Below are 21,704 nucleotides of genomic sequence, written 5' to 3'. Positions count from 1 at the left end.
CTTAGAATGGAGATGTGATGAGATTCCGAATGCAAGCCGGTCTGCGAGCAATGACCCTTTGCTGGTGCCTGATGGGCACGGCGCTCACGGCGCAAACAAATACCGAAACCCGGCCGGACCCGGACAAGACAGCCGCCGTCGACATGACAGCCGCTGCAACAAATCGCGCGGACAAGCCGGGCCTGCCCTTCACAACCGACACCCAGGTTCGGCTCATGGGCTTGTTTGAACCGGCGGGAACCAATAGCCCGATCCTCTCCGTCGCCCCCGAAACGAATGACGCCCCCTATCTGGCCATCGAAGGTGTTCCGTTGCGATCTGTCTTCAAGTTGCTGGCCCGTTCGTCCGGCCTGAACTATCTGGAACCGGAAGCCGACCAGATTCCAGACGAGGAGATCACCCTGCAAATGGCCCAGCCCAAGCCGAGGGATTTGATGGAGTTCCTCCTGAAACATCGCGGCCTGGAACTCTACGACGCCGACACTGGACTTTACACCGTCCGCAAATACACGAACCAGGTCGCCTTCTACAAATTCAAGTTGAAAGACAACTTCATCGATCGGTTCAAAGGCGGGGCTCAGAGCGCGCCGACGGGTGGCGGCGCCGGCTATTCTGGTGCGGGCAACGCCGTTTCGGCCAGCGCCGGATCGCTCACTGTGGAGAACGGGGGCAAATATGGGGAAATCGAATCGCTGCTGGAGAAGGTGGCCAACGTGGGTGACGAGAAAAGCAGCAAGGTCTGGTACTACGAAGAAAAACAACAAGTGCTGCTTTATGGCACCCGTCAGGCGGCGGACCGCGTCGCGAAGTATCTGGAAATCGCCAATATGCGGAACCCCAATATCCGCATCGACGTCCGCATTTTCGCCACCACTTCGAATCCGATGAGCCGGATGGGGGTGGATTGGGCCAGCATGCTTTCGCCCGGACTCACTTTTGGTTTGGTGCCGCCGGGAACGTCCGCAGGCAGCGCACCAATTCGTTCGGCGCCATGAGCAGCTTCCGTCAGCTCGCATCCTCCTTCGGGAATCCGATGAGTTCCATCGTTCTGCGCAACGACATCTCCGCCACCGTCAATTTCTTCGTGAACGATCAGAAAGGCGAGACGGTTGCCCAACCCTCGACCATTACCGCCAACGGCCGGGAGGTCGCCTTTGCGGCGACGCAACAGATTCCCTACATCTCGGGCAGTTCCGTTGCGGCCGGCTACTCCGCTGGCGGGTCCGGCGTCGGATACGACAACACCTCGTTCGTAAACGTCGGCACCACGATCAACATCCTGCCGCGCATCCAGGACGGCGTTCGTCTCAAACTGGGCACCGCGATCAGCGTCAGTCAACTCGACCAGTTCGTCACCGTTTCCTCCGGCACCCAAGGCACTCCACCGCGGCAGGTGCCGCAGACCTCGGGCCGCGCGTTCAACGGCGAGTTCACCCTGGACAGCGGAGACACCGTGGTCATCGCCGGCTTGCGAACTTCCACGTCCAGCAAGAGCCGGAACAAGGTGCCCTATTTGGGCGATATTCCCGGCCTCGGGAAACTGTTCCGCAACGAGCAGGACAAAAAGGACGTCAATTATCTGACCATCTTCATCACGGCGACGATCCTCGACGACCACAACGAACCCAGGATTCCGGAAGGCAAATTGAAGATCGAAGACAGCCAGCCCGACCAGGAATCCACACTCTCAGCGGAAGCCAATTCAAGCTTCCTGGTCCGAAAGAGTTCGTGGACTGACAAGGCCTTGGTGCATGCCAGAAAGCAGGCCCTCGATCTTCGCACCGAGCAGGCCAACCAGATCATTGCCCGGCGAATCGAAACCGAGAATCGGGTCCACGACCTATCGCAAAAGGCGGCGACGAATTCATTGGAAATCCGGCAACTGGAACAGAAGCGCCGTACGATGCTGGAACGCGAGGGAGCGATCGAAGACATCGCACCATCTGAAGCAGAGACCAAGCTGGCGAAGGCAAAGGCCGAGCAAACCCGGCTGCTCAAAGACTTGCAGGAATCCGGCGATAATCTCACGAAGTTCAAGATCGACGAGGAAGCAGCCAAAACGGCGGTCGAGCGCGCAGAGGAGGAATATACGACCGCGCTGAAGGCAGGAATTGAACCGGAAACGAAGAACACACATCCCGTATCCGAGACTTCGAAAGAGACCAAACCGGAGCCAGGAAGGGAGCCATCGAGACCACTCGTTGTGGATGAACTCAAACAAAACGCCCGGCTCCTGGAGCAATTGAAGTGAAGCTATGAATGGACCCCGTATTGGAGGAATCGAGCCTCCGGAACCAATGCCGCCCACTCCGCCGCCGTCGAGCGCCGAAACCTCGGCAGCGATACGAGCCGAGTCCCCGCAAGAAGACCGCAAAACCTTTCAAAGAGCGAGCGGGTTGTTGCTATTGGTTGCCGGCCTGGCCATGGTCGTCGCCAGCGGTGCCGGAATTTACGGGCATCGTCTGCATGTCCGTGTCGCCCTCCTTCAAACGCAGTTGACGCAAACGCGGGCCACTGCTCAAGCCGCATTGGAGGAAGTGGGCTCCCTCAAAATCCCGAAGGATCTTTCCACCGAAGTCGCGAGTCTCGAAGTGACGGCCAACAAACTGAGGGCCGCCGAGGAAGCGCTGCGGAGGAGTTTCAATGATGAAATGCAGAAGATTCCCGCGCTGGAAACCCGCCTTTCCGAGGCGCACCGGGCCTTGGTGGCCAAACAGACTGAGGCCGAACAGGAATTGAAGGCGTTTCAGGAGAAGAACGAAGCGCGGCTGACCAACATCATCGCCGTATTGAAGAACCAGGACAAAGTGCTGCGCCGGCTGGCCGAAGCGTCAGCGGCGCCGCAGAATGTGGAATAGTTGTGCGCGTTGAATTCGACATCCTCGACACCGAGCAAATCCTCCGCGAGGCCGACGATTTTGAACAATGCCCTCCGTCGGGCGGGAGTGCCTTGGATGCCTACTTTGCTTCACTCCAGAACTGTCCCAGGATTGCGCCCAAGCAGCAGATTGAACTGGCCCGGGACTATCATCGCGAAGTGATCGCTTGCCGCGACATCCTGGATCGAATTCCCGGCAAGGTCTTCTTTCTGACCCAGGTTCTGGAGGAACTTCTGAATGGCGAGAGATTGACGAATTTCTTTCTGGCACATAACGAGAAAGGAACCCAACAAGCGAGCCGGCCGACCGACCGCTTTCTCTTCTTCAAGAACCTGCAAGAGAAGGCTTCGTTGAAGAACCCGAGACTGGCGGACTGGTGCATTCAACCCAAACTTATCCTCGCCTGGAGCCGCGACCTCATTCGCCGGTTCGCGGATCTCCCGCAGCGCCCCTGGATCAGCCGCGTCATCTCAACCCAGCGTCAGTCCGCGGCGGAACTCGAACGCTGGGCCGGCGCGGCCAAGCAACTCGAAACGATCAGCGGCTTGCGAATCAATGAGCTTGCTCACCATATCCGGCAACTCCGACCGCACGCCGAAAACGCCGACTCCCTGTTCGCCACACTGGCTGAGTGCAATCTGAAGCTGGTGATTCATATCGCCAAGAAATTCCAGAACCGGAGCCTGACACTTGAGGACCTGGTTCAGGAGGGCAACCTCGGCTTGATGAAAGGCATCGAGCGCTTCGACCCGGAGAAGGGGTTCAATCTCTCGACCTACGCCGTTTGTTGGATCAAAGAAAGCATCATGCGCGCTCTGATGACCCAGGGCCACGTGATACGATTCCCGCCCGCCCTGCATGAGATGTTGCGCGAGATCCAGAAGCTCCGCGATGCAGCCTCGGCAGAGGGAAAACCCGAACCGACCTCGGAGGACTTGGCCAAACAACTGAAGACTGCCCGGAACAACGTTGAGGCCGCATTGTCTCTCCGCCAGATTTGCAGTCTTCAACAGCCGGTCCACGGGAGGGAGGAGGAGACGTTCGAGCAGGAGCTGGTCGGCGACGAAGGGATCACGCTCGACGAAAGCGAGACCTTACGGCAGGCCATCGGCCAACTGCTCGGCGGTCTGGCGCCAAACGAAAAACAGGTGCTCCGGCTTCGGTACGGACTGGCCAGGGGTCTTACCAAAACCATCGAAGAGGTCGCCGCCAGCCTGAAACTCACGCGCGAGCGGGTCCGACAGATCGAGGCCAGGGCCATCGCCAAGATGCGGTCCGATCCCGCCATCCAGAGCGAGAAGGTCCGGTTCCTGGCAACCTGATCCTGAATCGGGCAAAAGGCTTCGCCAAAATCAACCACTCGGCGTCATGTGGAAGTGGTTTTCCCGACGGCATTCCGCCGAGCCGACTGAGAACCCCGAAAAGATTCGGCAGCGATTGGAGGCTGCTCAACGTTTAGTCCGGGAACAAAAGGACAGGAGGAGACGATCCGATCCGCCGACCGATGAACATCGCAATCGAAATCGAGAAATCCTTCCTCCGGATGAACCGGACGCGACCATCCCTTGCCGGCTGCTGCCATCCCTTGCCGGCGGCTCAACACTTGCGGCCGCACTCGAGTCCATCCTTCAAGGCAAAAGAGTGAGCGCTGAGTTGTTCACCCAACTCTACCGCGGTGGGTTCGTTTTCAAGGACCCGCGTGGCCAATGGAAGATTACGGGAATGGGCAAGGAACTGGTCGAAAAGCACAAGCTTCTCACGCCCGAAGGTTGCCTGGTGGCGGGAGTCAGGTGCGTTGCCGGATGGAACAGATGAACGTCGATCAATCGTCGTAGGTTCCGTAGAAGAAAAGGTAACCGTTGGTGCTGATCATCGTGATTTGACGCGAGGTCAGTTTCTCCGACGGACAGAGCGTCTGCCGGTCGATCAACTGATTCACGACCGATTCAACCGAGGAAACGTTGGTCACATTTCCTCCTTCCAATTGGAACCGCTCGATCGCATTGGCGATCTGGCGCGCGTTGAAATTGTTTCGCTCTTGCGTTGATTGCTGACGCAGAATCACCACCCGCGGAATGATGATGGCCGCCAGAATGACGATCACGGTTACGACAGCCAGAATCTCAATTACCGTGAACGCACGTTGAGCGGACCTTTTCATACTCCATTTTAGGTTCAGGATTCCACGCTGCATGCTGCAACAGAAAGACCCCGGCAGTTCGGCTGCCGGGGCTTGGTGGGGCACGCCAGACACGTTACTGACCGACGCTCAGGTTGGGGAACGCCCCGCTGATCGTAGGCGCCGGACTCGGCATTTCGGACAGATACGGAGCGCCGGACATGCCATTGGTGGCCGTGGTCAGCACACTGTAGATGGCTGCCTGATCCGTCGCGTTGGCGGCCGTGAGGGCGCCCTCCACGGCGGCCCGTTCGATCGCGCCCTGAACGATCTTCACGTTCGATTGCGCGCGGGCGTCAGCCGCTTTGCCGCGCAAATCGCCGATGCGGGGCACGACGATCGCCACGAGGATGAGGATTACGCTGACGACAGCGATCAGTTCCACCAGGGTGAAACCCTTGGCCTTTCTGTTGCGGAATTTCTGCAGTTTCATTTTGTTGTGCGTCGCCGACCAAAGGCTTCCGACATCCGCACCGGGCAACGTTTACACCAGCGCATCTCCTCCCGACAGGGGAGCTTATGTCCGTCGCTTGCAGGACGGCCGACAGTTCCATTTTAGGGCGGCGCACCCTGTGGCGTTTGATCCCAGGCCCATTTTCGATGGATGAGTGCGAGAGCTGAACGGGGGTGGCGATGGAAAGCAGGTCGGCATCGTATGCGTGTTGGCCGCCAAACGAAAAGCCACGCACGCAACCCCGAGTTGCCCATCAAACAACAAAGCATGAACACAACCACCCCCTTGACCTCGCGCTCGCTGAATGACGCGAATGTCGCCGCCACGCAGCGCGCTGTCAGCCAGACTCTTGGCGGTTTGCTTTCGCCTCTGGATTCACGCCTGGCCAAGGCGTTTCAAGCGCACCGCGATCACCCGCTGCTCCGTCCCTTCTGCAATATCTTTGAACGCCACCTGAAGATCGAACTGGACCAGCAGAGTTTCATCTGGTCGGACACATTGCGCCTCAACACGCGCGTGGTGCAGGCCATTGATGCCGCGCCAATCAGCGAGGACGAAAAGAACAGGGCGGCGTTCTGGTTGGTTCTCTTTCACACCAGCTATTTCGCGCTCGGTTACCAGACGCGTTACCTCAAGGCGGCGCCGGATCAGCAGACCATGCTCAACCTGGCTTTCACTCAAGCCGTGGCGCATCACATGCGGTCGCTGGGGGTCAAGCAGCCGGCCAACTCGCCCCACTGGGAACAGCACGGTTATGTCTTCAAACCGCTGGCCGCCTTGCCAGCCGGTCCCAAGATCGCAGAGGAAGCATTGACGTTGTTGGAACAGGGCGCACTTCAATCCGCCGAGCTGACGGGCACGCCGCTCTTGGAACTCACGGATTTGAATGGACGCGTGGCGAACCTGCAGGATTTTTCGCCGCAGGTTCATGAAACCTTCGCCCAGGAGATGATCAACGATTGGGTGGCCGAATTCATGAAGACCAACGATTTCGGCAGCGAAGGAATGAACGGCATACGGCTGCTCTATTTCAAGGCCAATCCTCCGCGCGACGCGAGCGAGGCCATCATGGACTGTCTGCGCTCGAAGTATCCCGTCGCCGACGACCTGGCGCTTTACCACAACAAGAAACTGGCCAACGACTATTTTGCTCCCAAGAAGGCCGATCCGATCGAAGAGAAGACCGGGCACATCGAATTGTTCATCGATTGCTCGGGCAGCATCTCGGCCGGGGACATCGGCGACTGCATGAAGGTCTTCCGTGACTTCTTCGCCAAGCGGAAGAAGAAGATGACCTACGGCATCAGTTGTTTTGACACTTCCATCCTGAGCCGCATTGAAGTGACCGAAGAGGGGGATCCGGTCCAGAACCTCAATGAGCTCGCGATCGTCGGCGGAGGCGGCACGGATTTTCGCTGCATCGCCGCGAACATCCAGGAAATGCTGTCCAACGGTGGCCCGCCTCCGGGCGGAAACAGCAAGTATCGATGCGACCTGACCGTCGTTTTCACCGATCTGGCAGGATCATTCCCCGACTCCGTCCCGGCCGACTTCGTGTGGGTTACCACTACCAAGCAGTGCAACATGGGCGCGGTCGCCGGCCTCTCCATTCCTGGCACCGTCATTTATCTCTGATCCATGATCCGCGCTCTTCCGCAGCAGAGGAACCGGGTCATCGTGAGCAACGCGGCCCGCAACCAGCAATTCCTGGGTGTCAACTGGCACGGCACGCTGACTCGACCCAGCTTCGCCCTCGTCCGGATCCAGACCGGCGAAAAGCCGATGCCCGTTCAGGGTTACGACCTGCTTGGACACGAGGGCCGCCACGCCGCTTATGGAGACAGGAAACTGCTCCGGCACGCGATGGACAGCGGGATCGACCAAGCAAACGAACTGCTCTTCCCCAGCCTGGTGCCGACGATGGGCGCCGGCTTGCTGGCGCTCTGGCTGGTGCGCAAAAGCGGTGAACAACTCACTTACGCGGACACGCTCAAGATCAAGGAACTGATCCTGGAGCAGCCGGACTTGCTGAAAGACTGGTGCGAGGTGGAATCCGACCAGTTCAACCCGGAAAACAAAAGCTACCGCGTCATCGCCGAGCCTGCCCCCGAGGTCCTCAAGCGCCTCTTGAAGGCGGCCACACAAAATTGACGCATGGAAGAGTTACTTGAGCCGCCGCTTCTGCCCGCTCTCACACCCGCTTGCCAGCCGGACAAAACCAGGAAACCGGAGAAGCGGACCATCGTCTCCGATCAGGAATGGGTTTCGCTCATCGTCCGGCTTTACCGCAAAATCCGTCCCAACCTCTCGCTGGCGATCTGCCTCGGGAAGTACACCAACGTTGATACGCTGCACAAGGCTTACACCGGCGCTGTCACCTCAATCCCCTTTACCTGAGCCGAGAGCAGGCTGTCGCTGCCGATACGCACAGCCGTTACTGGATCTCGAATATTCAGGCGGTCGGCGACAACTGCGCCAGTTACCGGGAACTCCTCGAAAACTGTCTGGTGACTTTGAGCCTGCCCGCTCACGTTCTCGTGCTGACGGATCAGCCCCAGGAGGCGCTTGCCATGTTCGATCAGCGTTTCCGGCCGTTGATCGTCAGCCCCAAGCCAGTCCCGGGACACTTGGGCAGCTTCACGCTGCGCCACAAGAACCGTGATTACGTCTATTTCTTGAACGTCGGCGGCCGATGCTCGCTGGAACACGAGACCGATTACTACAGCAGCCCGCATCATGTCTTCAGCAGCGACGACGTGATCGACAAGATTCACGTCAACTTCCAACAGTCTGACTTGCACGAGAGCTTAAAGAGCGAACTGGCCGTTGCTCCCAGCCAGTGCGAGATCATCCCGCTCCAGTATCTCGACACGCAGTTCAACCTTGAGGAGCAGAAACAAGTCTCAGTTCCATCGAGCGGCGTTCCGCAGATCAGTGAGATGGCCGGTTTCTTTCTGAAGCTCATGCCGGAGCTGATGGTTTACAACCCGGTGGAAATGCGGGAGACATCTCTTTACACCGCCGTCCGCAACCCGCTGCTCGCCTCTGCCATCGGCTACGAAGAAACCGTCGCGCTGCATCGTTTGCTTGGATTGGAATTTCCCGACAGTGACGAGAGCCGGCGTCGGATGGAAAAGCAGGCCGACTTCTACCGGCAGCAGACTGTGCCGATGATCAAGCCGACGGGCGACCAGTTGCTGGCCTATTACAAGCCCGGTTACTACTGCGCCCAAGAGGATGTGTTCTTCACCATCCGAAACAAAAAGGTCCGGGCTTTCATCCGGGGCAAAAAATACTACGTGTATCCGATCCAGCATAGCGAGGTGATCGAGTTGCCGGAGGCGCAACTCCTGGAAGCCGAGGAGGGACAGGAAGACCAAGCCAGGCTTACCCGCCGGAACATGAGCCTGCACTGCACCTACACCGCGCTGGCGATGACGAGCGAGCTTAAGCCGGCGGATATCCATGCTTACAGTCAGCAGACCGGCAACACTTACAAGGTCATCACGGCCGATGAATATGATCTGACCCGCCAAATCCAGCAGGCCGCCGCGATGGGCAATCCGGGCAAAGTGGACGAGCTCAAACAACGGTTGAAGGCACTGTACGGACGCCGCATCCACATCACGAGCAAAGACCCGAACCTCGCCCAGGTGTTGCGCGTGTTTCCGCCTCCAGAAATCAAGACTCTCTCGGAAGCCTACCCGGAGCAGTTGAAGGCGCGCATTCAGTGCTTGAGCCAACTCAAGGCTCAACTCACCGACGTCCAGATGTTGCACGCTGGCCTGGCGTCTTTGAAACGCGGCGTGGTGCTGACTCACCACGTGGGTTCAGGCAAAACCCGTCTCGCCGCTTACGCCGCCATCGCCGCCGGGGCGCGGCGCGTGGCCTTCATCGCCAAGAGCAAGATTCTGGGCGAGATCATCAAGGAACTGCGCGATGAACTCGGCCTGGACGTCACGCACATCCACAGCGCTGCCTGCATTCGTAAACTGCAGGCGGAGGTCAACCGTGGCGTGGAGCCGGAACGAACCAGGTTCTATGTACTCTCCCAGGAATTCCTCACCATCGGCGGGCTGGCCAATCAGACCTTCGATCCGTATCCCGTGGACGTTAAAGAGCAGGACAACGCCAACGAACGCGTTCACACCCTGATTTGCACGCGCGAAAACGCCGAGCGGCAAGTCAAGGAGCAGATCCTCAAACTGAGAGAACAGAACGTCATCACGGGCGAGGTCAAACGAGTTCCCTTCCATTTCCACCAGCACGTGCAGGAGTGCCCGCGCTGCCTGGAACTGGCCGCTCAAAAATTCTTCAACGTCAGCAAGACGCGGAAATGGATTCAATTGAGCTGTGCGACCCGCAAAGCCATTCGCGAACAGGTCGTCGAGTACGTCAAACGCGGCAAGGCCGCCGTCGGTCTGCGCGAATTCGGCACGTTCTCCCGGCACGGTCATTGTCGCGTGTGTGGTTACCTGGCCAGAAGTTACCGGCGGGTCGAGGACGAATCGCCCGGAGAAGTCGCACCAGAGGTGGCCGACCTGCTGGCGGCACTGGGCGACGAGGAGAAGCCGCGCCGAGGCGACCAGGGATTCCGCAGCGCGTTGCAGTTCCCGGCGTATCGGCTCATCAAGAATCTGTTCGACACGAAAATTTGCGACGAAGCCCACTCATTGACTGGCGAGTCCAAGGTTTATGAGGCCGTCAGATCCATCCACACGCGGAGGACTTTTCTCTTGTCAGGCACGCTGCTGCGCCGAACCCCGGCGGAGATGTGGCAGATCTTCACGCTGTCGTGGGGCTATAACTCACCCGAATTCCCCTACGCCTACGACCAGCAGAACGAGTTCATCGAACAGCACGTCACTTTCCGCGTGACGCGCGATGCCATCCACGACCCGAAGGGCAACAGAATCGCCACGCGCCGCAACAAGCAGGAAATGCCTGAACCCGCCAACGCGCCGAAGCTGTGGAAGTATCTCCATCAAGCCCAACTCCACGCCACCAGCCGGAGCATGGGGTTGAAGATTCCGGATGTGCGCCGGCATTTCCTGGCGATCCCTTTGGAGGGCGACATTCTCGACGAGTACGAGGATGTCCTGAGTGCGATGAAGCAGACCTTTGTCGCCGACAAACCGGTGTTCAGTCTCACTCAACGTCGCGATTGGTTCACCCAGATGGCCGAGCTTCAGGCCGTCGCGCTCAAGGCCAAGGTTAAACAACTCATCACTTTGTTGCAGGAAATGGTGGTCACCGGACGCAACGTCATCGTGGCCTGCAAACAACAGAAGACTTACGAGCTCCTGGTGCAGATGTTCACCGCGGCGGATTTCGATTTCGTCAAGCTGGATGAGAAGCGTCCCGCCCAGCCGCACAAACGCCGCGAGTGGATCGACCAGCATTATGTGCGCTCACGCAAGCCCATCTTTCTAACCCGGACGCCGCTCATCAACGAGAGCTTGAACAATCTGGTCAAAGCGTCCGCCCTCATCGTGGTCGAGGCCGAGTACGTCTTCTATCCGCTGCAACAACTGGAAGGGCGCATTGCCCGGCCCAAGCAGAGAGCCGCAACGGTGGATGTGACCTATATGGTCACGCAACACCCAAGCCGCGCCAGCATCGACGAAGCCATGCTCCAAATGGCTCTGCGCCGCAACAACGCCAACGTGGAGCTGGTCAGCGGCAACGTCACCCAGCGCACGAACGAAGAATTGGTGGAACTGGCTGAAACCCAGAAGATGCGCGAACTGGAATTGATGCAGACGCTGCTGGCCGAGGCGCGGCCCGCTGAGGCTAACAACGTCGATTACCAGGCCGAGTTCGCCGCGCGCGGCTGTCCCGGCCCAGTTCACGAATTCTACATCGGCTTGCGTGCGGCCTCGAGCCAACGGTGAGAATCTCGAGCTGGATTTTGGCCTCTCCTTTGGCAACGGCGAGGTCCTCAAGCCCGACAAGCGGTCGAGATCTGCCTCGGCCAGATGCCCGGCTCCCTTTCAGAACAGCCGGGAAAATCTCACGTTCGCGTTCGAATGAGCACAACTGCGCCAAACACCTAAAACGACATGAAGTTCAACACGGTCGCCAAAGAATTCCAGAAAGCGCTGGAGGTTGTCGAAGGCATCATCCCGGCCCGCACCCCTTTGCCTGCGGCGACACACGTGCTCATCGAACTCAAGAGTGGGGTGCTCACGCTCACCGGCACTGACGCCAGCAATCAGGTGCAATGTTCCTTTCCTGCCGAAGGCGAGGAGGGAGTGGCGCTCGTGCCAGCGCGCAAGCTGCTCGCATTTGCCAAGACGCTTCAGGGCCGGGAACTTCACGCCCAATCCACTTCGGGCAAGCATTTCAACTTCACGACGGAAAACATCGAGCTGGCTCTGCCCGAGCTGCCACCAAACGATTTTCCAAATGTGCCCGCGCCCACCGGGAACTCGTTCAAGGTGGATCAAGCCACTCTGTGCATGGCGTTGCGCCGAACCGTCTTCGCCGCCGCCGTGGACGACGAACGACATGTCTTGTGCGGCTGTTACCTGCACTTTCCGGACGGACAGGGACGCGTCGTGGCCACCGACAGCCGACGCCTGGCGCTGGTGGAATTCACGCCGACCACACCACCCTCCGACCCGAACTTGCAATGCATCATCCCCAGCGCCATCGCCAAGTTGCTCGCCTCGCATTTGACCTGGAAGAGCGAAGTCACTTGCACGGTAGGAGAGCGCCAGGTCAGCTTTGACTTTGAAACGGTCACCAACGGGCGCTACCGGCTCATCTTTTCGCAGGTCGAAGGGAGCTACCCCAACTACCACAAATTCATCCGGCCGCTGCAGCGGGAAAACAGCATCTCGCGGGAGGCGTTGTTGCAGGCATTGAAGCGCGCCAGCGCCGCAGTGGAGGAAAAGGAGGGCACGGTCGATCTGCATTTTGAGGGGCGCCGGCTGGTGATCCAGGCCCAGACCACCTGCAAGTTTCACGAGTCGCTGGAGATGGACTATCAGGGGGAAACCTGCACGACCGTATTCGCACCGCGCTACATCGCCGAAGCGCTCGAGGCGAGCACCGACGCCCAGGTAAGATTCGATCTCCAAGGGCCGCAATCACCGTTGGTGTTTCAAGGCCACAACTGCATGTATCTGGCCATGCCACGCCGCCTGCACTGAACCGAATTCCTTCCGACCTGAAAACGATGCAAAAGAACCTGGCAGAACCTTTGTTCCCGGAGCGGGCGATCGGCTACGCAATTGGCCGGCGCATTCTGCTTCAGAATATGCACAAGGACATCGATCTGCCGACCTGCTTCATCGGACCGCCGGGAGTCGGCAAAACGGCCCTGGTCGAGGACGTCTGTCGGGAATTGAAAGCCAACCTGTGCGTGATTCCGCTGTCGTGCTACGATGCGAGTGAACTCAAAGGGATCCCGCGCGTCATTGCTCTGGAGGAATTGAGAAAGGTTCACCCGGATCGGATCAAGGACAACACCAGCGGGCTCGTCACCTACTACGCGCACAACTTTGAATTTCCCGCTACCGACGATCCCGAGCTGTGGGTGTTTTTCTTCGACGAGTTCAACACGGTGCCGCCCAGCACCCAGGTGCCGATCTTTCAGGCGACTCAAAAACGATGCATCACCGGCAGCTACAATTTTCCGAAACAAAATCGCATCGTGCTCGCTGGAAACCGGCCGAAGGATTCCGAGGCCGTTCACCCCATTCCCAGCCCCATCATCTCCCGGGTTAACCTGCATGAACTCACCTTCAATCATCTCGAGTGGCTGAATTGGGGCAGCCACATCAATCCCGGTATCCGGGGTTTCATCGCCAGCAACCCGGATCGGTTGTGTTATTTCACCAAAGAAATGGTTGAAGCCGTTCAGCCTTACGCGACGCCGCGCACGTGGGATTATGCCAATGACATCTTGAAGGGATACACCGAGACACAACTCGCGCGCATGGAACCCAAGAGCGAGTTGTGGAGCCAACTGCTCCATCACTTGTCGGGCACCATTGGCTACGAGAATGCCACCTTTCGCGACGGCACCCAGCGCACCTTGTTGCATTACCTGCAAGAAGCGGCGCAAGAAGAGTTGCAGGAAGCTGGGCCTGTCATCGGAAAGGTCCGCAGCTGGGTGCAGGTCTTCGAAGCTCGTCCAGAAAAGCCGAGGCTATTGATGATTCTCAAGCATCTGCCGGAATTGGAGCCGGCGCAGGCAGCCGTCTTCCTGAAGCGCCTGACTGCAAAAGCCTCCGATCTGGTGGCGCAAGCGCTCAAAGAACAACCCGCGCTGGCCAGGAACATCACCGGTGTTCCCGGTCTGAAGGAAACGCTCGTCCAACTCAAATAGCAGGACAACTCAAGAGCCCTAGAATGGAGAGAAATTTATGCAACTGAAAATCGTCACCCACGGCGGGACGTTCCGCTACAACCAATCCGGCCAGCCACTCGCGGAAATCACAGAGCCGTTCGTGCTGGTCGAAGTTTACACCAGGGAAGACGTGGTGGCCCTGTATGACCAGGGACGGGAGCATCTGGCCAACGCGTTCACCTATCAGGATGACCAAATCACGGGCATCAGCGCGGATGTCGGCGACCACATCCAGAATTTCTTTCTCGCCGAAGGAGCGTGGTATCTTCAGGAACTCAATCCGGCGGACAAGGACATAAAGAACCCGACCGTGAACAACACTCAGAGCGCATGTTTGGCTCAAGATCCCGGCGGCGTGACACCGGCGTCCAACAACCCGGGTATCTTTGCGCCCACAGCCGAACAGCGGCAGGTTTTGCGAGACATCCAAGTGACGGCCGAAGCTCTCCGGCACATCCAACCCGACCCGACGGCAGGTTGGGATCGTCAGGTTCAGAAGCTTTTGCTATCGCAGCAAGTCTTCGGAATCGGTGACCCGGAAAAGGCGTGCGTGGAGGGCAAGGCGAAGCTGGAGCAACTCGTCGCCCAAGCCAAAGCATCCGGCGTTCCGGCCAACGTCGTGGAGAGCAACCTTGCGCAGGGCGATGTGCCGGAAATGGAAGAGGAAGAGCCCTGAGTCACGCCCGCATCATCACGCCGGCAAGTGACCAAAGTGAGCCGCGCAAGAAGGCGAAAGCACGCATTCAACTTCATTCTTGGCGGGAACATTCTGCGGCGCGATCCTGCCCGCGCACCGGCGCGATTGCTTCCCATAATTCCTACAAAGGCTCTTCATTGGCAAACGAAGGAAAGCGACACAGACGTAACATCCACCGACAGGGCGCGCCAACCCAGCGACCGTGGCCCGGCGATCTTAGAATGGGGAGATGAAGATTGCGCATGGGCTTCCGCTGCTGCCGCCCGGCAGCACTTGTTATATTGACCTGACCGGTTTCCTTCACCGGCTGGCATACATGCCGGGCCCTCGCGGTCTGGATCCACGCCAGGTTACTTCCAGAGTAACGGGAGAACCCACATGGGGTCTCGTGGGGACGTTCAACCAACTGAGCACGCTGGCAAAGCAGCGGCCCGCCCGCGTCATCGCCTTCGCGGATTCGTCACGGGATGGATTTCGCGCCGAACTCCTGCCCACCTACAAGCGGAAGACTGGGTCACCTTATCTGCGCCAACAGTTTCATCGGCTGGCGCAATGCCTGCCGCACCTCGGAATTGCCGTGATCGGCGCTCGCGACGAATTCCCCGGCATGGAGGCGGAAGACCTCATTGCCAAAGCAGTTCAATCGAGCCGCAACCCAGCGGTAATTGTCTCCTACGACAAAGACCTGCTCCAACTCGTGAAGACTAACGTCAGTCATTACAACCCGCAAAAGAGGCAGCTGGTAACCGCCGCGAATATTGATGCACATCTGAAACAGGGATTCCTTCCAACAAATGCAAGATTGACGGGCCCGGACATGGCGGTCTTCCTCGCCTGCACGGGCGATGATTCCGATGGGATCAAGCCAATCGGCGGCATCGGGCCGGTGACGTTGGGGCAGTATTACGAGAAGCTTCGCGAAGGACTGACGAATCCTGACAAACTCGACGCCCTGGCGGCACTCGACTTGGAAGTCAAAAAGGACGCGGGGCAAAAGCCGCCGATTGGAGCCAGGCTCACGTCAATCTTCAAGCCACGGACCTGGATACCGGTCGTCAGGGTGACATTGTCCTGGGTACCATCCCTGAGCCTCGTCCCAACAAGGAAGCCTTCCGGCAGGTGCTTATGGATCTGACCATGCAATCCTTCCTGAAGCAGTACGACCAATGGTTCGCACCATTTGAAACACAGAGGCAGCCGTCGCTTTCTATCAGCTGAACTGTGATTTAAGCCAAGAGGACTTTCCTCGTTTTGACTTGAAATAATCGAACTTCATTTCCGTGGGCGAACCATTGCGTAGCGCGAACCCGGCCAAACACAAAAGGCGTGAATCCTTTTGTCAAAGCGTCGCAGCTCAAGACCAAGCTGCCGGGCTACGCGGTGGCGCGCATGCACGCGCTCAACCACCAGACGTTGCAGCATCTGGCCGCGCATCATCGTGAGAAGTTTCTCAAGGCATTCAAATACGTTCAGACCAGCGCCATCGGCAACAACCTCGCCGGGAGCCGTGGTATCGTGAGCTGCAAGGTGGACGGCATCGCCGCCTACTTCTATTGGGAGAAAGGACAAACTCCGCTCGTCTTTCATCTGCCATCGTGCGGAGTGGAAGTGGGATTGCCCGCCGCTGAGGATCTGGGGGCTGCCCTGGAAGCGGCCGGACACAGCAGCGCGTTGCTGGCGTGCGAACTGGCCGTTAGTGGCGGTCGTTCCCACAGCTACGAAGTAATTCGCATCGTCAACTCTCCGGCTTCGCGCGCCGAACTGGAGAAGCTGCATCTGACGACCTTGGATGTCATCATACTCGACAAACAGGAGAAGCAGGCGTTGGGATACGATGAGCGGGTAAAGATACTGCAAAACCTGCCTCAGACGGAGAAAGCGCACGGCGCGGACTTTCAGGAAGTGAATGGCTCGGAACAACTCAATGCCTATTACCAGCGGCAGATTGAGAAGCGCGAGGAAGGTATTGTGCTACACGACCTCGCGACCCACGTGGCGTACAAGGTCAAGCCGAAGTTCAATCTGGATCTGGCCATCGTGGGCTACGTGGAGGGCACGGAGGAATTGACGGGCAACGTGGCTTCCATCATGGGCGCATTGGTCTGCGACAACTCCTATCAATTGGTCGCCCGCGTGGGCGTGGCCGATCCTGCGCTCCGCGAGAGGCTGTTTCAGGAGCTGTCCCTGAAACGAGTCGCCGCCAATTACACCGAGACGGATTCCGACGGCCGCCCCATCCATTGGGTGCGTCCCGTAAAGGTGATGGAAATAAATGGAGAAGACGCGCAGTGGAACGACACCGACGGCAAGCCCTGGACCAACACGGTTCTGCAATTGGTCGGAGAACAATATCATTACCGGGGACAGGGATTCATCCTGAAACCGTTTCATCCCACGCTGGAGCGGATTCGTGAGGACAAAGCGGTTCAGGAATGCACCTTCAAACAAATCAATCAGGTGACGCTGCAACTGAAGCAGTCCGCGACCGCGAAACCTCCGAAAATCTTTTTGCGGGAAGTTTTCAGCAAGACGGTCAAAGGCAACACGGCCGTTCGCAAGATCGTCGCATGGGAACAGGAACGGGAAGACTACCCGCGCTTCGTCCTCCACACCGTTGATTACAGCCCGGGCCGCGCCAAGCCACTGGAGGAAGCGACGAAAGCAACCGACAGGGAAGACGAGGCCAGGCAGTTCATTGACGATTGGAAAGCGACTGAAATCGTCAAAGGCTGGGCAAAAGCATAAAATCCTATGGCAGCATGCACTTTCAATCTCGGTACGGAGAAATGCAGCAGTGAACTGCGGAAAGTCACGCGCGACGACCTCTATGGCAGTCGCCGGGTTCAAGCGCTCGGTGCTGACAACAAACCGTTGCAGCGGGCCGGAGTGATTGAGGAAGGCAACCTGTATCTCGTGAGCGGAGATGTCGGCCGGACGCTGCGCGCGGGCGAACATTTCACGCTTGCTCCCGTCGAGACTGTGGACAGCGCCACCGGGCAGAAAAAACAACTGGTTCCCAGTTCTTTCAAGCAAGCCCCTGAATTTCGCCGAGCCTCTGCCGAAGAGGTCAGCCTGTTGGAAGTCGCATCGGTTTATCGGCTGCCGGAGGCGAAACTCGCGCCGGGAACATTCTACCTCGGCACGTTCAATTATCGGGACGGGGTCGAGCGCAACGACGCGGCCATCCTCACCAACAATCACGGCACGTTCCTGCTGGTTGGCAAACTCAAGAAACCGCTTTTTGTCGGGATGGAAATTGACTCGCAGATCATTGCTGAAGCTGCCGGCGAAGAAGAAGAGGCCGAGGCTAGTTTTGAGTCCTTGTTCTAAAACCAGACGATGGAGGCCATGTGTACATCAAACTGACCAATTTTCAGAAACGGACAGCGGAACTTTTTCTGTTGTCGCTCAACTGCGCCAAAACCGCCAAGCGCGTCATCGCGGCCGAAAATGGACCGGTAGAACCAGAGTCGCAGGCCATCATTGGTCGCGTGCCGGGCGGGTGGGTAAACGGAAAAACCCCTCAGCAGATCACCGAAGCGCTCATCAAAGCCGATCCCGAAATCGACATGCAACTCATCGGCAAACCAGTCCGCATCCGCTCCGTGGCTTACCTTGACGTGCAACGAAAGCCGGCAGCCCATTTCCGGCTCGTGGAGGAGAAAGTGACCGCCGAAGGGGTTGTGAAGGAAGTGAAACCCTACAAGGCCAGCGAACCGAACATCGAACTGCCGGTTCAAATCGCTCCCAAAGGCAGCCAGACCAGCGACGATCTGGTGCAAAAATTTGTCACGCACAAAATTTATCAGGTGATTCACCTGGACAGCCTGTCCTTCGATTTTCTTTTCAAGCTCTGCCAGGAGATTCAGATTCAGCAAATGGGTTTCGTCCGCGTGAACGGCGGCATCAAAGGCAACGAGCCACTGACACTGCGTCGCGAAGGTCTTCCGGCCTTCGCTTATCTGCGTGGTCGCTTTGAAGGGGACAAGTATTGCTGCACGCTGCATCTGACTCATACCGAGCTCAAAGCCCCGGCGGAATGAGACTCTGAGGGAGCGCAACCTGCGGAAACCCGTTCCGTTCGGGTGCTCCAAAGGCTTCGCCGAACAACGGCAGGCGTCGACGCCCATCAGAAACCTATACTGGAGGGGAATGAGAGTCGCCATGCCGACCGAGAACACCAAGCCATACCACCGCTACAAGGGATTTTACCGACTGGAAGAGGAGGCCCGGCGACAGCTTTCCGAGCTGGTGGCGGGATGCAAACCGGAGTTCCTCGTCCTCCCGGCCGAAGCGCAGGCTGGCGTCGTCGAGCGGCTGCGGCCTGAAGCGCAGCGCGCCATCCTGAATGCCCTCGAGGGCCGGACTCAGATCGAAGAGGAGCATTTCGGCTACGATTGGAGCGACGTTTTGCCGCGACTTCAACCCAGCCCGCTGCGCCAGGCCGCGGGCCAGTACCTGTTGGAACATCTTCCTGCTCCCATTCGACATGCCCTCGATGAGCCGGATGTTTCCCGCCGGGATAAGATCGAGTGGCTGTACCGGGAAACGGTCGACCGCCTCCGGAAGTTCACGCCGTATCTGCCCTCCGAGGAACGCGAGTTGGCAGATTGGAAGCGCCAATGCCCCGAGGCCTACAGTCGCGCGGAGCAGACTGCACACAAAACGGCGCGGCTCCATCAGGATCGGAGCCGCAAGACAGGCGGAACAGTACTCTCCGATGAAGCCCGCGAACTGGCCTTTACCGGGCACCTGATCGCCGCGCGCAAACTCTATCAGCACGTCCTCGATCTTTCCGAATGCTACGATGGCAACACGACCGCCGTGGGTTTGAAAGTGCCGCCGGACATGCAGGCGCGCTACGGCACTCGGGCTTACGTGCGACTGGGCATCGCCAGCAAGCCCGTCATTTATCGTGATCCTTCTTCTGAGGAAATGGAGCAGTTCCAGGCTCTGTTGGATGGGCCGATGCTCCGCAATCTCCAGGAAAAGGTCTGCCCCTGGACCACGGAGACCGCAGCCGCCCAGAAGATTGATGTGAATCTTCTGGCTCGAGCCTATTGCCAGATCGTCCGGCCCTTGGATGGGCAGGACCGGAGCGCAACGGTGCATGAAGGCACGCTCCGGCATCTGGGACAAGACCTGAACTATTATCGGCTGCTCGGCTTCCGCGAGGACATTGCGCCCGAGCACGCCCGGATGTTCGAGGACCTGCTCGACTCTAATCCCGGATTGCAGGAGTTTCTGGATCAGCCCAGCGTCCAAGGGGCCTTCAAGGCGCATCGACTGGGCCAAGGTGTCGTGGAGTTGTCACTGCGCGCGGCGGTCGCGCACGAACTGGTGCATGCCGCGCGAAACTGGAGACCCGACTGCGTGGCGTCGCAGCCCAACGTGGTGGCGCAAGCGCAGGGCACGATCCCGCACATCATCCAGGATCTGGCAGCTTACCATGACGCGCTAATGCAGAGCGACTATCTGGCGGTGCGGCAGCGCAATTTCTTCAAGGAGCGGCTCATGGTTGAGCATCTGAACTGTGCCACTCCAAAAGAACGCGCCCGGATCGAAAGCTATTACCGGCCAATCGCCGTCGTCCTTGCGGCGCGAGACGACCAAAGCAACGAACCGGTGCCGAGCGATTGGAAAAGTCTCCGTTCCTACTTCGATCCGGTCACCAAAAGAGAATACACGGATTATCAAGTCGAGCTTCCGGAGGGACGGGCAATTCTTTGCCTGCGGAAAGGCGCCTCGCCTCAAATCGGTCTGGACGCTGCCAAACGGCTGCTGGACTTGGGCCAGCCGGCTCAAGTCAACGACAGCGCGGCGCGGATCAAGGGCGTGCGCATCTCCGAGTTGAGCTATAACGAATTGAACTCCTCGTGTCTGCGGCCCATCAGCATGGCCCGGATGCAATTCTACACTTCATTTTCGCCCGCGAAGACGCTCGACATCCTGCGCGGCACGTCTGACGAACCGACGACCGAGAACCTTATCGAGGCGTTGCGGCCGTGCTTTGTGTTGCGTTACAGCGACACCTATTGCCGGATCAAACCGGCCGAGATGATCCGGGTGAAATATCGCACGCCGACCGGAGAGAAAAAGAACCCGTGCTGGGATGCGAGCCAGGCTCTGTGCGGTCTGCGAAGTCCGGCCAACGATCCGAACATGCGAGACCGGCTGCAAAACCCGAAATGGGGTCTCATCATCATCGAAGGGGAAAAAAAGGCGGCTCTGCTGGCGCAGATGTGCGTGGAGCGCAGCCTGCCCTATCACGTGATGTCGCTGCCCGGGGTCTGGATGGGGCTGGCCCGCGGAAAACTGGTCGAGGAGTTGAATCAGTTCGGGATGCAGGACGCAAGCGGCCGGAGGCGCAACTGCCACATTTTTTTCGACAACGACAAGGCGTTCAAGGCGGGGGTCACCCATGCATTGATCGAAACCGCTGCCGCGCTTCAACGCGCCGGTGCCCGCGTCTTTGTGCCCAACCTGCCGTTCGGCAAAAAAGTAAAAGGGACGGACGATTATGCCATGGCCCATTGCCGGCGCGGAGACATGATCGATTATCAGCCGCTGATCGACATCCTCGAGAACGCGGTGCATGTGCCCGAGCGCCCCCGCAAGGTCAAGTATCCGGCCTCGGAACAGGAGCGCGAGATCAACCGCAAGCTCAACGAGGCGGAGCAGATTCATGAGCTGCAGAGCGCGCTCAGGGAGAACCGGCTGGACGGACCGGAATCGCGCCAGCTTTTTCTGCTGCAAGCTCCCTATCTTTTCAAGAGCAGCACCGAGCGCCAGAATTCGACGTTCTGGGACAGTCTCAATGAACGTGGTCGCGAGAGCCTGCTCGAACCGTTGCTCAAGGACAACCCCGCCATGAAATTGCTCAGGCAGGCGTGCGGGGGAATTCCGAGATTCGACGAGGGTCCCACAGCCAAGGATTTCACCAACGGCAACCCACCATTGGTTGCCCAACCCGCCATTCTCGCTCCCGAATTGTTCGCCCTCTCCTGAAAGCGGCCCCGACCGCACGGCCCTATGCTGGAAGGAGGCGCTGTGGCCTCGATAGATACCTAGCGAACAAATGGGAAAAGCCTTTCAACCCGCGCCGGCCGGTGTGTCACACGGGACTTGCGCGCCGT

Annotated in this window: 19 protein-coding genes; 17 read left to right on the top strand and 2 right to left on the bottom strand. The window is 58.7% G+C overall.

Going from position 1 to position 21,704, the window contains the following annotated elements; translation table 11 throughout:
• The first annotated feature begins 29 nt into the window (after window positions 1-29).
• From IPH59_08660 to IPH59_08640, 5 genes are all read left to right on the top strand, one after another.
• Window positions 30-995, top strand: coding sequence for a hypothetical protein (locus IPH59_08660; protein MBK7091777.1), 966 nt, complete (start codon window positions 30-32; stop codon window positions 993-995).
• Window positions 905-2,251, top strand: coding sequence for a hypothetical protein (locus IPH59_08655; protein MBK7091776.1), 1,347 nt, complete (start codon window positions 905-907; stop codon window positions 2,249-2,251). Before IPH59_08660 ends, IPH59_08655 begins: the two co-directional genes overlap by 91 nt.
• Window positions 2,252-2,399: 148 nt before the next feature.
• Window positions 2,400-2,858, top strand: coding sequence for a hypothetical protein (locus IPH59_08650; protein MBK7091775.1), 459 nt, complete (start codon window positions 2,400-2,402; stop codon window positions 2,856-2,858).
• Window positions 2,859-2,860: 2 nt separating this feature from the next.
• Window positions 2,861-4,201 (top strand): sigma-70 family RNA polymerase sigma factor, encoded by a 1,341-nt coding sequence (locus IPH59_08645; GenBank protein ID MBK7091774.1) that lies wholly within the window; start codon window positions 2,861-2,863, stop codon window positions 4,199-4,201.
• A 319-nt stretch (window positions 4,202-4,520) separates the two neighbouring features.
• Entirely contained in the window at window positions 4,521-4,694 is a 174-nt protein-coding gene (locus tag IPH59_08640; protein ID MBK7091773.1) for a hypothetical protein, read from the top strand.
• A 7-nt stretch (window positions 4,695-4,701) separates the two neighbouring features.
• On the opposite strand, the gene IPH59_08635 is transcribed toward IPH59_08640, so the two are convergent.
• Both IPH59_08635 and IPH59_08630 read right to left on the bottom strand, forming a co-directional pair.
• Entirely contained in the window at window positions 4,702-5,040 is a 339-nt protein-coding gene (locus IPH59_08635) for a prepilin-type N-terminal cleavage/methylation domain-containing protein (GenBank protein MBK7091772.1), read from the bottom strand.
• Between the two features lie 94 nt (window positions 5,041-5,134).
• Window positions 5,135-5,491 (bottom strand): type II secretion system protein, encoded by a 357-nt coding sequence (locus tag IPH59_08630; GenBank protein MBK7091771.1) that lies wholly within the window; start codon window positions 5,489-5,491, stop codon window positions 5,135-5,137.
• Between the two features lie 222 nt (window positions 5,492-5,713).
• Between IPH59_08630 and IPH59_08625 the strand changes: the two genes are divergently transcribed.
• The 12 genes from IPH59_08625 to IPH59_08570 all read left to right on the top strand — a co-directional run bounded on the left by IPH59_08625 (window position 5,714) and on the right by IPH59_08570 (window position 21,576).
• Window positions 5,714-7,147 (top strand): hypothetical protein, encoded by a 1,434-nt coding sequence (locus tag IPH59_08625; GenBank protein MBK7091770.1) that lies wholly within the window; start codon window positions 5,714-5,716, stop codon window positions 7,145-7,147.
• Window positions 7,148-7,189: 42 nt separating this feature from the next.
• Window positions 7,190-7,663: a hypothetical protein gene (locus IPH59_08620; protein MBK7091769.1), complete on the top strand. Its 474-nt coding sequence runs from the start codon at window positions 7,190-7,192 to the stop codon at window positions 7,661-7,663.
• Window positions 7,664-7,666: 3 nt separating this feature from the next.
• Complete coding sequence (locus IPH59_08615; protein ID MBK7091768.1) at window positions 7,667-7,909, top strand: hypothetical protein; 243 nt, start codon at window positions 7,667-7,669, stop codon at window positions 7,907-7,909.
• Window positions 7,910-8,082: 173 nt separating this feature from the next.
• Entirely contained in the window at window positions 8,083-11,406 is a 3,324-nt protein-coding gene (locus IPH59_08610) for a DEAD/DEAH box helicase (GenBank protein MBK7091767.1), read from the top strand.
• Between the two features lie 168 nt (window positions 11,407-11,574).
• Window positions 11,575-12,669 (top strand): DNA polymerase III subunit beta, encoded by a 1,095-nt coding sequence (dnaN, locus tag IPH59_08605; protein ID MBK7091766.1) that lies wholly within the window; start codon window positions 11,575-11,577, stop codon window positions 12,667-12,669.
• A 26-nt stretch (window positions 12,670-12,695) separates the two neighbouring features.
• Window positions 12,696-13,850: an AAA family ATPase gene (locus IPH59_08600; protein ID MBK7091765.1), complete on the top strand. Its 1,155-nt coding sequence runs from the start codon at window positions 12,696-12,698 to the stop codon at window positions 13,848-13,850.
• 37 nt (window positions 13,851-13,887) lie between these two features.
• A complete protein-coding gene (locus IPH59_08595) occupies window positions 13,888-14,547 on the top strand; it encodes a hypothetical protein (GenBank protein MBK7091764.1) in 660 nt (219 codons plus the stop codon).
• A 250-nt stretch (window positions 14,548-14,797) separates the two neighbouring features.
• Entirely contained in the window at window positions 14,798-15,703 is a 906-nt protein-coding gene (locus IPH59_08590; GenBank protein ID MBK7091763.1) for a hypothetical protein, read from the top strand.
• A 191-nt stretch (window positions 15,704-15,894) separates the two neighbouring features.
• Window positions 15,895-17,313: a hypothetical protein gene (locus tag IPH59_08585; GenBank protein MBK7091762.1), complete on the top strand. Its 1,419-nt coding sequence runs from the start codon at window positions 15,895-15,897 to the stop codon at window positions 17,311-17,313.
• A gap of 6 nt (window positions 17,314-17,319) precedes the next feature.
• A complete protein-coding gene (locus tag IPH59_08580) occupies window positions 17,320-17,898 on the top strand; it encodes a hypothetical protein (GenBank protein MBK7091761.1) in 579 nt (192 codons plus the stop codon).
• A 20-nt stretch (window positions 17,899-17,918) separates the two neighbouring features.
• A complete protein-coding gene (locus IPH59_08575; GenBank protein ID MBK7091760.1) occupies window positions 17,919-18,611 on the top strand; it encodes a hypothetical protein in 693 nt (230 codons plus the stop codon).
• Window positions 18,612-18,720: 109 nt separating this feature from the next.
• Complete coding sequence (locus IPH59_08570; GenBank protein MBK7091759.1) at window positions 18,721-21,576, top strand: DUF3854 domain-containing protein; 2,856 nt, start codon at window positions 18,721-18,723, stop codon at window positions 21,574-21,576.
• The last annotated feature ends 128 nt before the right edge of the window (window positions 21,577-21,704 follow it).

The organism is bacterium, assembly GCA_016708315.1.
GTDB lineage: Bacteria > Zixibacteria > MSB-5A5 > CAIYYT01 > CAIYYT01 > JADJGC01.
This window is presented reverse-complemented; position numbering and strand designations above follow the sequence as displayed.